Annotated in this window: 13 protein-coding genes; 8 read left to right on the top strand and 5 right to left on the bottom strand. The window is 50.6% G+C overall.

Annotated elements, in window-relative coordinates; genetic code table 11:
* Together ACO6V1_RS10135 and ACO6V1_RS10130 are read left to right on the top strand one after the other, a co-directional pair.
* Positions 1-573 (top strand): alanine dehydrogenase (locus ACO6V1_RS10135; RefSeq protein WP_422466758.1); only part of this gene is annotated, 573 nt, incomplete at its 5' end.
* A gap of 294 nt (positions 574-867) precedes the next feature.
* Positions 868-1,353, top strand: a complete 486-nt coding sequence (locus ACO6V1_RS10130; protein WP_422449329.1) for an OmpA family protein — start codon at positions 868-870, stop codon at positions 1,351-1,353.
* 403 nt (positions 1,354-1,756) lie between these two features.
* On the opposite strand, the gene ACO6V1_RS10125 is transcribed toward ACO6V1_RS10130, so the two are convergent.
* Both ACO6V1_RS10125 and ACO6V1_RS10120 read right to left on the bottom strand, forming a co-directional pair.
* A complete protein-coding gene (locus tag ACO6V1_RS10125; protein WP_422466756.1) occupies positions 1,757-2,245 on the bottom strand; it encodes a CBS domain-containing protein in 489 nt (162 codons plus the stop codon).
* A 114-nt stretch (positions 2,246-2,359) separates the two neighbouring features.
* Positions 2,360-3,043, bottom strand: coding sequence for a class I SAM-dependent methyltransferase (locus ACO6V1_RS10120; protein WP_422466754.1), 684 nt, complete (start codon positions 3,041-3,043; stop codon positions 2,360-2,362).
* Between the two features lie 120 nt (positions 3,044-3,163).
* On the opposite strand from ACO6V1_RS10120, the gene ACO6V1_RS10115 reads away from it, so the two are divergent.
* Positions 3,164-3,739 (top strand): NAD(P)H-dependent oxidoreductase, encoded by a 576-nt coding sequence (locus ACO6V1_RS10115; RefSeq protein ID WP_422449335.1) that lies wholly within the window; start codon positions 3,164-3,166, stop codon positions 3,737-3,739.
* On the opposite strand, the gene apbC is transcribed toward ACO6V1_RS10115, so the two are convergent.
* The 3 genes from apbC to ACO6V1_RS10100 all read right to left on the bottom strand — a co-directional run bounded on the left by apbC (position 3,736) and on the right by ACO6V1_RS10100 (position 6,136).
* Positions 3,736-4,827 carry an iron-sulfur cluster carrier protein ApbC gene (gene apbC, locus ACO6V1_RS10110; protein WP_422449337.1) on the bottom strand — a complete coding sequence of 364 codons (1,092 nt, stop codon included), beginning with the start codon at positions 4,825-4,827 and terminating at the stop codon, positions 3,736-3,738. The genes ACO6V1_RS10115 and apbC overlap by 4 nt on opposite strands.
* Positions 4,828-4,998: 171 nt before the next feature.
* Complete coding sequence (locus tag ACO6V1_RS10105; protein WP_422449339.1) at positions 4,999-5,799, bottom strand: replication protein P; 801 nt, start codon at positions 5,797-5,799, stop codon at positions 4,999-5,001.
* Complete coding sequence (locus ACO6V1_RS10100) at positions 5,708-6,136, bottom strand: DnaT-like ssDNA-binding domain-containing protein (protein ID WP_422449341.1); 429 nt, start codon at positions 6,134-6,136, stop codon at positions 5,708-5,710. The genes ACO6V1_RS10105 and ACO6V1_RS10100 overlap by 92 nt, the downstream gene beginning before the upstream one ends.
* 501 nt (positions 6,137-6,637) lie before the next feature.
* Between ACO6V1_RS10100 and ACO6V1_RS10095 the strand changes: the two genes are divergently transcribed.
* From ACO6V1_RS10095 to ACO6V1_RS10075, 5 genes are all read left to right on the top strand, one after another.
* A complete protein-coding gene (locus ACO6V1_RS10095) occupies positions 6,638-8,509 on the top strand; it encodes a hypothetical protein (RefSeq protein WP_422449343.1) in 1,872 nt (623 codons plus the stop codon).
* Positions 8,510-8,655: 146 nt separating this feature from the next.
* Positions 8,656-10,767 carry a methionine--tRNA ligase gene (metG, locus tag ACO6V1_RS10090; protein ID WP_422466752.1) on the top strand — a complete coding sequence of 704 codons (2,112 nt, stop codon included), beginning with the start codon at positions 8,656-8,658 and terminating at the stop codon, positions 10,765-10,767.
* A 397-nt stretch (positions 10,768-11,164) separates the two neighbouring features.
* Positions 11,165-11,515: a hypothetical protein gene (locus tag ACO6V1_RS10085; protein WP_422449347.1), complete on the top strand. Its 351-nt coding sequence runs from the start codon at positions 11,165-11,167 to the stop codon at positions 11,513-11,515.
* Positions 11,516-11,517: 2 nt separating this feature from the next.
* Positions 11,518-11,970: an F-box protein gene (locus ACO6V1_RS10080; RefSeq protein ID WP_422466750.1), complete on the top strand. Its 453-nt coding sequence runs from the start codon at positions 11,518-11,520 to the stop codon at positions 11,968-11,970.
* Positions 11,895-13,610: a WD40 repeat domain-containing protein gene (locus ACO6V1_RS10075; protein WP_422466748.1), complete on the top strand. Its 1,716-nt coding sequence runs from the start codon at positions 11,895-11,897 to the stop codon at positions 13,608-13,610. The genes ACO6V1_RS10080 and ACO6V1_RS10075 overlap by 76 nt, the downstream gene beginning before the upstream one ends.
* The last annotated feature ends 57 nt before the right edge of the window (positions 13,611-13,667 follow it).

The following is a 13,667-nucleotide window of genomic DNA, read 5'->3' as shown; positions in this document are numbered from 1 at the left end:
ACCGCGATGGCAGTCGGCATGGGTGCCGAGGTGGTGGTACTTGACCGTTCAGTGGATGCCCTGCGCTGGCTGGATGCCCAATATGGCAACCGTGTGCGTACCGTATACTCCACTTCCCAGTCTATCGAGCAGCATGTGCTATCCGCTGACCTGGTCATTGGCAGTGTTCTGCTGCCCGGAGCAGCAGCGCCCAAGCTCATCACCCGGGAGCTGGTTAGCAGGATGAAATCAGGCTCTGTTATTGTCGATGTGGCCATTGATCAGGGTGGCTGCGCAGAAACTTCCGTGGCGACCACCCATGCCGAACCGACCTTTATCGTTGATGAAGTGGTGCATTATTGCGTTGCCAACATGCCCGGTGCGGTCGCCCGTACTTCTACCCTGGCACTGAACAATGCAACACTGCCTTATGTTCTTCAGATTGCCAACAAAGGGACTCGCAAGGCTCTGGAAGATAATCCTCACCTGTTGGCAGGCCTGAATGTTTGCCGGGGTGTTGTTACCTGTGAAAGCGTTGCCCAGGCACAAAACCTGCCTTACAAACCAGCAGCCCTGGTACTGACTGAGATTTAACCGGCGCTGAAATTCATGTCTGATGGTTGCTGACTCCGGGTGACCTCTCCACACCTGTCGAATGACCAGGGGTGTAGAGGCGTGACCAGGAGGCAGCACTTTTACAAGTGGCTCCCTGAGTCCTGCCGCTCATCCCTGAAAACCCGCACACTCTGTCAAAAATCAGTCTTACTGACACCTGCCCAAAAGATTTTCCAACAGGCTCCTGCAACGGGAAAGCACAACACTATACTCAGTAGAAATTCCCATTAAAGGGAATCAAACATCATTAAACACCATGGATGGAGAATTACCATGATAAGGCAACTCAAAATAACCGCCCTTCTGACAGCAGCCCTTCTGACAACAGCCTGCGGCTTAAAGCAAACCAGCAGTGAAATGGCCGCCAGTGATTACCAATCAACCAACAGCGTTTTCGACTGTGACTTTGGTCCCTTCTGTGCTTTTGCGGAAAAGCCACCCGAGGCCATATATTTTGATTTTGGAACTTCGGTTCTGGATATGGAAGATCGCAAGTTACTCGATACGGTGGCAGAACAGATGGGTGATTCCAGGCGTATCGAACTCACGGGCTATACCTGCAAAATTGGTTCAAGCCGGGCAAACCAGAATCTTTCTGAGAGTCGGGCCCTCGCTGTAAAAGCGTACCTGATGCATAAAGGTATAGAAGAAGAGCGTATTACAACGTCGGGTAAAGGCAAACACAGCCCTGCTACCCTCAACAGCAAAGGAAGCGACCGTTCGCAGAATCGTCGGGTTGAAATGAGGATCTTTCGTTAATCGTTTCTGATTTGATTGGACTACACGGTTAGCGATCTTCAAAAAGGTACCGGTCAACCGGTACCTTTTTTATGTACAGTATCCTGAAAATGCAGGAGCAATACTCCGCAAACACCTAGTACATGCTTTCAATGCGTTTGACGGTTTGTCGTGCCTCCGCACTCCGTTCGTCCTGAGCCTGTCGAAGGGCGGAAGCTCCGGAGTCTGATAGATTGTGCCAAGCACCCTTCGACTCCGCTCAGGGTGAACGGAGATTGTACACGTCAAACTCATTGAAACCATGCACCAGTGCGGCAAAGCGTTAATACCCGTACACCCCGTTCATCCTGAGCTTGTCGAAGGATGGTGCCACCGTACTTCGACAAGCTCAGCACGAACGGTGTGGGTATCAACGCTTAGTACGCTAAAGCGTCATTACCTTCAACAGATCCAGCGCACTGATTACCCCCTTCAGTGAGCGATCCCTGGTGACCATAACCCGGTGAATACGCCCTTTAACCATCGCTTCAGCGACGTGGATCAGCGGTGTATCCGGAGACACTTCAAACACCATCGGCGTCATAATATCATTGACCAGAACGGACTGATCCACCAGATCATGAAACGAGCGCTGATCTTCCGGTGACAGTGAATCGTCGATCATGGTGCTGTAAAAATCATCATCCCGCCTGGCCAGATCAACCAGACAACTGTCTGCATGCCGGACAATATCGGAAAATGACACAACGCCAATCAACTGTCCGGCATTATTCACCACCGGCGCACCGGAAATGGCCTTATCCGTCAAAAAGCGCGCCAACCGATCCACTGACCAGTCAGAGGGAACAGTCATCACCTTCTGACACATGATTTGTTCAGCCGTCATGCTAACTAAGGGGTTGTCATTATTCATATCCCTGGCTCCCGGAAGAAACACCGTCGGGATCAGTATGACCTATTGCGGTAAACCACTATCTTGACCCAGATCAATATTCAGGGAGAACAGAGAGTAACCGTCACTGTGCCATCACCCCCGGTTAAGCTGAAGCAGCTTATGGGAATGCCACTCCCCTTCCCACAGGTTTATGACCTGTTTAAAACCGGCGTCTTCTGACCATTGCCGAAACGTCTGCACCTCTTCCGGAAAGTCACAGTCCGTAATATGAGCACTCAATGCCTCCAACTCCTGAACTGACATGGCTATCCAGTTGGAATGCATATAAGCCAGATAATTTGCAAGGTATCGCTGCCGGGATTCGCCGGGCTGTAAAAATACATCGTAGATAAACATCACCCCATGCTCTCGAAGACAGCGATAAGCCATCTCCAGACACCGTTTTTTATCATCAAACGACAGGTGATGGATACAAAACCCGGCGAGAATAATGTCAAACTGACCATCACAGGACGATAAAAAATCCATCATATCCTGACAGTCAAGTTGAAACGCCACATCCCTGCCGTTAAAACGCCGGGTCAAAACCTCAAGAGCCGCAGCAGAACTATCAACGCCCCGATACGCATTGACCGTCAGCTCCGGTAGCAGCTGGAAAAACACCTCGGCATCGCCACAGCCCAGATCAAGAATATCCGAACCTTGCGGCAGCGGCTCTATCTGCCTGAGGATATGGTCAGCAATACTGTTGTGCCCCATGTAGCCCTGGTCAACAACGGTTCGATAGGTACGCCACTGCTGGAAGAAATTGTCCATGCTGTTAGTCTTTTTAGATCGGGTGATCAACCAAGCATAGACGAACACACAGCGGTTACGCCCCATTCAATAAGCGTTACAATCAGGCCAGACGAATAAAGGCATGGAGTGAATGCTTGCATGAAAACACTGGTTGTCTTTGCCCACCCGGTTCCTGAGAGTTACAACGCCAGCATCTTGCAGGTGGTGTCTGATGAGCTGAGGGCAAAATCATTTGAGGTACAAACGCTGGATCTCTATCAGGAAAATTTTGAGCCCAGAATGAGCACCGCCGAGCGAAGAACCTATAAGGACAGGGACAACACCGCTACTGTCGAGAACTATGTGCAACAACTGCAATGGGCTGAAGCCCTGATCATGATCTATCCCACCTGGTGGATGGGACCGCCGGCCATCCTGAAGGGCTGGCTGGATCGAGTCTGGCTTCCCTCGGTCGTGGCCGATTTTGGTCCGGATGGGGTAAAGCCAAAGCTAACCAACCTGAAGAAGATTCTGATCATTACCACCCAGGGCGCATCCCGCTGGCGGATGGCCCTGATCGGTAACCCACCCCGCAAAATGATGAAACTGAGCCTGAAGGCCGTCACCCAATGCAGGGATATTGACTGGCTGACCCTGTACCGCATGGATAAGATTGCCAAACCCCGGTTAAGCCAGTTTCTGGACAAAGTCCGCCAGAAAATCAAACACTTTTAGTCATCCACCACTGACAGGGATGGCACGGCCGGGGCCTGCTGATGACGTAACCACAGTTTTGCCGTCATGTGCCTGGCCATATCCCGGTAGATCATGGCGATCTGTGATTCCGGTTCAGAAACAACCGTAGGCGCGCCCTGGTCTGCCTGTTCACGAATCATCATGGAAAGAGGCAGGGAGCCCAAAAGGTCGATTTCAAACTGATCAGCGATACGGCTTCCCCCACCTTCACCAAACAGATGCTCGGTATGGCCACAGTTTGAGCAGATATGAACCGCCATATTTTCCACCACGCCCAGAACAGGCACACCAACCTTGCGGAACATCTCCACACCTTTTCTGGCATCAATCAGCGCCAGATCCTGAGGTGTTGTCACCACCACACTGCCGGAAACCGGAATTTTCTGAGCCAGGGTTAACTGAATGTCACCGGTGCCCGGAGGCAGGTCAATCACCAGGTAATCCAGGTCATGCCACATCGTCTGAGTCAGCAACTGAATCAGGGCACCACTGACCATGGGGCCACGCCATACCACAGGGGTATCTTCGGTCACCAGAAACGCCATGGACATCACCTGGATACCATGGGCCTCAATGGGCACGAAAAATTTCTCATTCTTCACGTCCGGCCGGGTGCCATCGGCAATACCAAACATCTGCCCCATACTCGGGCCATAGATATCGGCATCCAGAATACCCACCCGCGCACCTTCTGCCGCCAGTGCCAATGCCAGATTTGCTGCGGTGGTGGATTTACCCACCCCACCTTTACCGGAAGCCACGGCAATGATGTTCTTCACACCGGCCATGGTTTCCAGCTCACCCTGAACCGGTGCCGGATCCACTTGCCAGTTGACCGAAACATCCACCGACGCAACGCCATCAACATCTTCGATTTTACTGGCCAGCATCTGGGCCACCCCATGACACAGGCCTTTGGCCGGGTAACCCAGCACCAGTGAGGCGCTGACGTTGCCATGGTCAATGTTCAGGGATTCAAGACAGCCAGCATCCAGCAAATTGTTTTTCAGGTAAGGGTCCTGATAGCTGCGGATCGCCGCTTCAATATCGGCTCGGCTTGGATTCATGGCCACACTCCAGTCGGCGGGAAAATAATATTCGGTTTAATGAGGGTTTGAGGCGAGAAATTCAAGAGGCCAGCTTTGCGTACACATCACCGCGCAGGATTTACTGCCAATACTGTTCAGTCGATTCACGGAGTTCAGGGCTCCCTGCATTGCATCAGGGATGATTCAGTATCAGCCCTGGTCAAACACTGTCCTTAACCGATCCCGGGCTGATGCCCCATTATCCGGATCAATACCCTGGGAAATCATCGTCTCCCGCTGATGCTGTTGCGCCGCCTCTTCTGCCAGACGGGTGACTTCTTTACTGCGACTATCTTCAATCCCTTTCAGGATACTGGCCTCCAGATCTTCACCTTCCAGTACCCGGTTGCAGAGTATTTCATAGTTTCGCTCAAATACCGGAAAAGCGATCCGCTGTTCTTCACTGCGCAGCATCATCCAACCGGTTTCACGGGCGGCAAGATAGACCGCAATATGCGACCATGGATAGTCTCTGTGCTGGTGCGGGGCATAACAGGCCTCATAATAAGCCTGCAGGGGCTCTTTTAGCCCCACTTCATCGTATCGCAGCTTGCACTGCTCACGGATATCACTGAGATCGGGAAAAAATTTAGCGGTATCAAGCGCCTTTTTTGCCGCCATCAAAATACGACGGGGGCTGAATTCCTGCAGAGAGTTTTTCCAGACCCGCTTGGCTCGGATGATATCTTCATGGGTTTGGAAAGCCCGCTTGAACTTCAGGGGATAAGCATCTTCCAGTAGCGTGAAAACCGCATTAATGGCATCAACATGATCGGCCCCGGAACGGGCCTGTTGCGTACCAGGTCCGGACGCTGCCGGATCACAGGCCGCAGGCGCTTGTTGAGCGATGGAGCGCTGATCACTCGCAGTCTTCGAACTGGAAGCCGTCGTCCCAGCTCCGGTCTGTAAGCTTTTCAGCTGTTGATCGATGAGATCTTTGCCCTGTTTCACTTTGATTCCGCTTCCACTGGTAAATGACGTGGGATTTGAACTTGTTCTGCCAGGCTTTTCGCGCCTCACCCGTTTCATGCCAGTACAACTTGAAATCAACCAGCTGGGTAGCAATAAATTCCAGGGGTATGCCCTGATGGGCCTGGAGAAACTCCAGAATTTCCCGGGATGGAGCAAAATCTTCCGGCAAAGGCTGAACCCGGGCCCCCTCACGGATGACAGGCTGAGCCTGACCAAACACAGGATGCTCTTCCTGCTTGCGGGTATCCGGCTCAATTTCCCAGGGTAATGCGCCCGCATTGCGTCGGCGAATGTAGTGTTTGTTCTCGTCAGTCATGTAATCAACAATACCTGCCTTCCCGTTTCTGGTCTAGCTTGATCAATGATATCACCCTGTTTGCCATACGGTTTCATAAACACAGAAAAAGCGACACAGGAATAACCATTGTCAGCCCGGACAGGGAAGTTTGCTGCCGAAGCCATGACATGGCAATGAGTAAAGGACACAAAAACCATCAGCACTGGCTCATGACAAATTAGCGCACTCGAACCAGAGTGCTTGTGAGGCCCACGGGTCTCCTGATGAATGTAAGCCCATGTCTTGCTGACATTATTTTATCAACGATTGCCTCGAAACATAATTAAAAAATTCATGATAAAAAACCATCTTTGTACGGCCGTAGATCACTAATATAATCATCAGTTGCAAAAATTAGCGCCTTGATTTCAAAAGAATTAAAAAATACGAATATTTACTTAGCGAGAAAATAGTCAACTCAGGAAACTTTCAAACGGTCTCAATGATCTGAAGAGGAGGTTTTTAATCAGGAGAGTGAGAATGGACCTACAATACCCAGGTTCAGGTTACGATCATACGATCCACCGTCCCCGTGAGCAGAACCTTCCCCATTCGGCCACTGCGTCGTCCCGGGAAGAAGCAAAAACGCTTTACCACGGCATGAAGACTGATAAATTCTCGCCTGATTCTGATACTCTGCAACTCTCTTCTCACCTGCATCCCTCAGCAGAGGGACATGCCAAACAGCTTCCGACCAGAAAGCGGAAAATCCCGGATCAACACTATCAGTCAGCTTTCACACTGAACACCAATAAGAAGAGCACCAGCCAGTCGTTTTCTGCCCTTCTCGCCAGGGCAGACGAACAGGCTGAACGTTTAAGGATTTTATTAGAAGGACACACAGCGTCGCTGCCACGTTTACGGGAGCATCGTGCTGACCAGCCTCAATCCTCCCTCAGCAGCCAACCGGTCAGGGCAACTGAAATCAAACCGATACGCCAACAGAGCCTCGAAACGCACATCACTGAACCGGACATCACCGGGCTGTCATCATCAGAAACATGGGCGGAACTGACCGTTCAGGATGCTCCAGCTGCTGCCTCACCGTTTGAACAGCCTGATGCCGACACGGCGGAAGCACCATCAGGCTCAACCGACAGCACTTTACAAAACCAGCTCTCACAGGATGACCAACTCAGTACCTCCTCATCCGCATCTTCTACAGAAGGTGTCTATGAAATTCAGGAATATCCAGTTGATATAGAGACAGACCAGGGATCACCAGGAAGTCCCGTGGAGCAGTTTGTAACCGCGCATGAGTTTTTCAGTCAAGAACAGTATCAGTCTGGGCCTGAAACCAGCGGCAGTGACGATAGTGGTCATCTCGAAGATGAAGTCATAACCAGAGATTCCGCGAGTTATCTGCCATCCATGGATATCACAACCGGACCAGCAGCTGCAGATCAGAATCCGATTACCCAAACCATAACGCACAGCCTTGAAAGTAAAGTGGGTGAGTTGGAAATCAGCGGGGCTGATAAAGAAGATGACGATGCAACAGCAATCAATGACACACCTGAGAAAACGGGCACCCAACCGGATAAAGCCTCAGTGCTTCCATCGTTGAGTGATTCTGCCACAGAGACTGACAGTTTGGCGGAAACCCAATTGAGCCCTAAAAATGAGGATGATATTCAGCTAACCTCTGAATCCATGCAAAAAGAAAAGCCTGTCTACAAGAAACTCACAATCAGTGTTGTATCTGTGGCCAACCCCCACCTTAAACCGGCAAAAAAAACACCTGAAAGACTGGACACCAACCAAAGCACCAGTGCTCAGGATACCATAGCCCCAAAAGCCAGAAACCCAAAAGCCAGAAAAAAGTCGGTTAGATGGGCCCCATCGGTGGAACAACATCACTCCACCTCCGTTCAAACAGAAACTCAAAAACCGCAGGCAGAGCCTTCGAGAACCGGGTCCGCATCCATTTCCAGTCCGGCAAAGTCTGTGATCGGAGCAAAAAAAGCAGCAACCGTGGGTACGCCATCGGAATTATCCGACGGACCCCGCACCCGCAGTATTAAAATCACCTACGAGTACCGAAGGAGACATTACGAAGTTTACAAACAGACGTTTTCACCAGACACGCCCCTGGACGTTATTCAACAGCGAGTGAATGCTGAAATCAGCAAATTTAAAAACTCGGGGTACAAAAGTCAGTACCCCATACGGGCCGAGCTCAGCTCTGTGATAAAAGATCTTCCTGATAGCAAAAGAACGATGTCAGTGGATGTGCCAGGGTCCAGGAACGTAGATCGTCAAGATTCTGCTGCTACTCCATCCTATGAGCAAAAAACAGCATCACTGTTTGATCAACTGAAAAACGCTGAAGCCGAGTCGGATTTTTACTAAACGTTGTTATTTTCCTGAAATCTGATGTCAAAGGACTGATCAGATACTCAGGAGCACCAAAAAGTAGTTAACCAGCAGGGAGGTAAATGATGATCGTCAACGATCGAACTTTTCACGAATAGGCTTTCCTCTGGACAGTTTGTATAATGCCGCATTCCCGTTTTTTTATCCGACCATCAAGACAGAATCGAATGAGCCAACGCAAAATACTTGTCACCAGTGCCCTGCCCTATGCCAACGGCCCTTTACACATGGGGCATCTGGTGGAATACATCCAGACTGATATCTGGGTTCGTTTCCAGAAACTGTCTGGCCACCAATGTACCTACGTTTGTGCTGATGATGCCCATGGCACCGCCATCAGCCTCCATGCGGAAAAACAGGGCATGTCACCGGAAGAGTCCGTGGCTCGCATTAACATCGAACGGGTTCGCGATTTTGGTGAGTTCCATGTGGCATTTGATAATTATTACTCCACCCACTCGGAAGAAAACCGCAAGCTCTCAGAAGCGATTTACCTGTCTCTGAAGGAAAAGGGCCATATTGTCAGTCGCAATATCATTCAGGCTTATGATCCTGAGAAACAGATGTTTCTGGCCGACCGTTACATCAAGGGTGACTGCCCGAAATGTGGTGCCTCTGGTCAGTATGGCGACAACTGTGAAGCCTGTGGAGCGACCTACTCACCGGCGGAACTGAAAAACGCCCGGTCAGCCATTTCCGGTGCCGCTCCCGTTGACAAAGAGAGTGAGCATTTCTTCTTCAAACTCTCGGATTTTGCTGACTTCCTGAAGCAGTGGACCCGCTCTGGCACCATCTCCGAAGAAATTGCCAACAAACTGGCGGAGTGGCTGGATGCCGGTCTGCAGGACTGGGATATCTCCCGTGATGCGCCTTACTTCGGCTTTGAAATTCCTGGAGAAACCGGTAAATACTTTTATGTATGGCTGGATGCGCCCATTGGTTATATGGCAGCATTTGAAAACCTCTGCCAGCGCCGCGATGACCTGAACTTTGATGAGTACTGGCAGAAAGACAGCCAGTGCGAGGTGCACCATTTTATTGGCAAGGACATTGTCAACTTCCACTGCCTGTTCTGGCCAGCCATGCTCCACGGTACCAACTATCGCACCCCAACCCGTGTGAATGTGCATGGCTATCTGACCGTGAACGGTGAAAAGATGTCCAAGTCCCGTGGCACATTCATCACCGCCCGTACTTACCTGGAACACCTGGACCCTGAGTATCTGCGTTATTACTACGCCGCCAAACTCTCCAACCGTATTGATGACCTTGACCTGAATACCGATGACTTTATCCAACGGGTAAACTCGGATCTGGTGGGCAAGGTGGTCAATATTGCCAGCCGTAATGCCGGTTTTATCAATAAGCGTTTTGGCGGCAGGCTTTCTGCCACCCTTTCTTCCGAGAAGAGCGCACCGGAACTCACCGCCGACTTCCAGGCAGCGGCACAGCGTATTGCCGGGCACTATGAAGGCCGCGAATTTGGCAAGGCGATGCGTGAGATCATGGCCCTGGCAGACAAAGCCAATGCCTGGATTGACGAAGTGAAGCCATGGGTAGTTGCCAAAGAACAGGGCAAGGATAAGGTTCTGCATGACATCTGCAGCACCGGCATCAACCTGTTCCGACTACTGATGATCTATCTCAAGCCGGTACTGCCAGCCATGACGGTGAAAGCGGAGGCCTTCCTCAATGTTGCCCCTCTCACCTGGCAGGACAGCCAGACCCTGCTTCTGGATCACCACGTCAATAAATTTGAACCATTGATGACCCGCGTCGAAGCCGATAAAGTAGCGTCCATGATCGAAGCCAGTAAGGAGGTCCTGGCCCAGATGGAATCATCCAATAAGCCAGCTGAAACGTCTGCTGTTTCTTCTGAATGGTTAGAGAAAGACCCTGTTGCCGATGAAATCACCTTTGATGACTTCGCCAGAGTTGATCTGCGTATCGCCAGAATTGTCAACGCCGAACTGGTGGAAGGGGCGGGCAAGCTGCTGCGTCTGACCCTGGATATTGGCGAACCCGAGCCTCGCAATGTCTTTGCCGGCATCAAGTCTGCCTATGCACCAGAAGCCCTGGTGGGCAAACATACGGTTATGGTGGCCAATCTGGCTCCACGTAAAATGAAGTTTGGTGTGAGTGAAGGCATGGTATTGGCCGCAGGCCCCGGCGGTAAGGATCTGTGGATTCTTGAGCCTCACGAAGGCGCTCAGCTTGGCATGCGTGTGATGTAATCGTCCTCAGCCATAGAATTAGAGCGTAGCCCGACAGCTGCGCTCTTAAGTCCATATCACCGGGCTGATTACCACGATATCCGCTCGATCTCCTTTTCTTATCCGCCCGGCGTCGATACCAAACCACTGAGCCTGATCCCCGGTAAAACTTCAGTCTTTTTGTCCAGCCAGCACGCTGACCGAAAACAGATCGGTTGGTTCTCAAACATCAGCGCATTGAAAGCCAGTTGTTTTCCCGGTTGCATCAGACAGGGCGATCTCAGCAAATGAAACTGAACCCGATCCTACCAACACGGTCACACTGGCTCCCATGAACTTTTGCTTCAGAAATCTGTCTTAAAGTGTGGCTGTTTGACATTCAACAACATACCAATCACAAGCTTAAAGGAATAAGAGTATGCAGAACCCTAACATAACAGCGAACAATGTCGGTGCAGCTTTCGAATTGCGGACTTACGGTAGCAATTCCGGCAACACTTACCTCCTGTTACATGTCTTCCAGGTCCAGGAAGACCGTTACCGATTTTTTGCTGGCAAGTCAATCAACGATACACTCCACAAAGTTCCGGTAACCTTTTCCAGGGCTGACACCTGTCACATTCTTCTACAAAACACCCTCACCCAGTTCCATGTACGTCCGATCGAAGATATTAAATCTCTGTTCCCTCCGGAAGACTCAAAGCTACCGCACGAGTTAAATCATGCCATTAACAAGGATCACCCTTACTCCGTACCATGGAAGTTTTAAAGATGAATACCAATAAAGTTGGCCAACCTAATGACTATAACGCTTTAGCTTTTGAGACCGTAACTCCTCAAAAAAGACTGGCAAATTCTACATGCGATCATCTACAACCCAGTAAAATCGCTAAAATAACAATAGAAACTGAGGTTTCGCCCGTCAAAAATGAGCCGTTACTTGAGACCAATGATCCGACAGAAAATGGTACCAGCCATGGTGTCACCACTGTTCCTGCCCGGGACTGCTTTCCATTACTGGCCATGCCAAGTGAACCTTTATTACGGATTTTGGGTTATTTATCACACAGAGATATTGTGGCGATAGAAAAAACCTGTCTGGATTTAAGGAATTTAGCCACCAGTATTCTGACCGTCAGGAGCCAGGCATGGTACGCACAGTTCGAGACATCACAAAAGCAGCAATTCACCCGGATCGCGAAAAACTCAGCCAACATAAACTGAAAGCCTGGCTTATGCAGTTTACCCGTGATGAAGTGCTGGTCAGCCGTCTTTGCAGCCAGCTGGCCGGGGAGGCGACGGACGACCTTGAGGCCTGCAACCCGGAAAAGATAACATCGTTCCCTCAACGCCTGTTTTACCGGGTGGCTAAACTCATGTTTGACTTTCCAGCCTTTAACCCGGCTTTAGTATCAGACATTCAGTGCAAGTCCTTTAAATCCGACCTGTGCCTGCTCACTCCCAGTGATGTCAGCTACCTGGTAACCAACTGTGATAGTGCCGATTGCTGTGCAAAAATTCATATCCTGTCAGCGAAGAACCTTGACCACAGGGAGATCTCCATTCATCGCTGGGGCTGCGTCAGGGCGGTCTCCCTCAGCGCTGATAAACGCCATATAATGAGCCGCTGTGGCTACCGGGCGGTAAAAATCTCCAGCCGTACTGCCACTGACTGCTGGGCAGGGCAACTCTTCCTTGCCCATGAAAAGGAGATCGTATCGGCCACCTTCAGCCCCGATAGTCGCCATGCAGTGACGGCCAGCGAAGATATGAGTGCATACATCTGCTCAGTGGATCAAACTGGCTGCTGGGCATCAACAGCGAGGATTACCCATGAGGGGATTGTTAATTCAGCTGAATTCAGCCCTGATAGCCGCCTGCTAGTGACTGCCAGTGATGATCACACCGTAAAAATCCATGAGTTTGCCAACGGCACATGGCTGACAAGAACCACCCTGAACCATAATGGCAGGGTGTTCTCAGCCAGGTTCAGCCCGGATGGCAACCATATCATCACCGTCAGCCTTCATCAGAATGGCGGCCAGACAGCAACGATTTACAGCGTTAATGCCGATGGCCGTTGGACAAAAAAAGCCGACATCACCCACTCAGAACGGATTTGGACAGCTTTCTTCAGCCCTGACAGCAGACATGTCGTGACGGCCAGTAGTGATCATACCTGCAAAATCTTCAGTTGTGACACCGGCAACAATTGGCAGTTTAAAGCGGTTATTCACCATACCGGGCGGGTTAGATCTGCCCGCTTTAGTCCCAATAGTCTCCTGATAATAACAGCCAGTGATGATTGCTCGGCGAAAATCTACGAGTTTGATGTAGACCACAGGAGTTGGTCACAGCAATATTCCATTACCCATAAACGTCAAATCACCTCCACCCAATTCAGCGCTGATAGCTGCCGAATTTTGACCCTGTCCGGAAACAACTCAACAAAACACAGCGTCAATCACCAAGCCAGAATCCACTCTCGTAATGCCAGTGGCCAGTGGTTGCAAATCGGCAATATTGTACCAGAAAGCGGGGTTCAATCAGGTCAGTTTAACCACGATGGCTCCCATGTTGCCATCTGTGACTGTAGCGGCAACGCTCTGATCATTGGCATTGAGGCTGATCGCAAAGAGTTACAGGTAAAAGCCTCCCTGCACCACTCTTACCGGCTCGGCCTGGCAGAATTCAATGCCAACAGCAGCCATATCGTCACCATAAGCCTTGATACCACGCAATTTAAAGTCTGGTGCCTGTATGGGAAGGATTTAGCGCCACCGTCGCCCTCGAAAATTACCTGTTTGCCGTTGCCGCCTCCATGCAAAAAAAGTCCGCAAGCTGATCCACAGTTAAATGATTAAAGACTGTCTGAGCATAGCGCCCGTGGCGAGGTGGCATTCATTAGCAGGGCTTATTTG

The organism is Endozoicomonas sp. ALC013 (assembly GCF_049310205.1).
Taxonomy (GTDB): domain Bacteria; phylum Pseudomonadota; class Gammaproteobacteria; order Pseudomonadales; family Endozoicomonadaceae; genus Endozoicomonas.
Note: the sequence above shows the minus strand (reverse complement) of the source record. Positions and strands in the feature narration are given on the sequence as shown.

What these genes read in the sequence shown, in the direction of transcription:
- ACO6V1_RS10095 (WP_422449343.1), top strand. Translation starts at nt 6,638, where the DNA reads ATGGACCTACAATACCCAGGTTCAGGTTACGATCATACGATCCACCGT.
- ACO6V1_RS10075 (WP_422466748.1), top strand. Translation starts at nt 11,895, where the DNA reads ATGGTACGCACAGTTCGAGACATCACAAAAGCAGCAATTCACCCGGAT.
- metG (WP_422466752.1), top strand. Translation starts at nt 8,656, where the DNA reads ATGCCGCATTCCCGTTTTTTTATCCGACCATCAAGACAGAATCGAATG.
- ACO6V1_RS10115 (WP_422449335.1), top strand. Translation starts at nt 3,164, where the DNA reads ATGAAAACACTGGTTGTCTTTGCCCACCCGGTTCCTGAGAGTTACAAC.
- apbC (WP_422449337.1), bottom strand. Translation starts at nt 4,827, where the DNA reads ATGAATCCAAGCCGAGCCGATATTGAAGCGGCGATCCGCAGCTATCAG.
- ACO6V1_RS10125 (WP_422466756.1), bottom strand. Translation starts at nt 2,245, where the DNA reads ATGAATAATGACAACCCCTTAGTTAGCATGACGGCTGAACAAATCATG.
- ACO6V1_RS10085 (WP_422449347.1), top strand. Translation starts at nt 11,165, where the DNA reads ATGCAGAACCCTAACATAACAGCGAACAATGTCGGTGCAGCTTTCGAA.
- ACO6V1_RS10120 (WP_422466754.1), bottom strand. Translation starts at nt 3,043, where the DNA reads ATGGACAATTTCTTCCAGCAGTGGCGTACCTATCGAACCGTTGTTGAC.
- ACO6V1_RS10100 (WP_422449341.1), bottom strand. Translation starts at nt 6,136, where the DNA reads ATGACTGACGAGAACAAACACTACATTCGCCGACGCAATGCGGGCGCA.
- ACO6V1_RS10080 (WP_422466750.1), top strand. Translation starts at nt 11,518, where the DNA reads ATGAATACCAATAAAGTTGGCCAACCTAATGACTATAACGCTTTAGCT.
- ACO6V1_RS10130 (WP_422449329.1), top strand. Translation starts at nt 868, where the DNA reads ATGATAAGGCAACTCAAAATAACCGCCCTTCTGACAGCAGCCCTTCTG.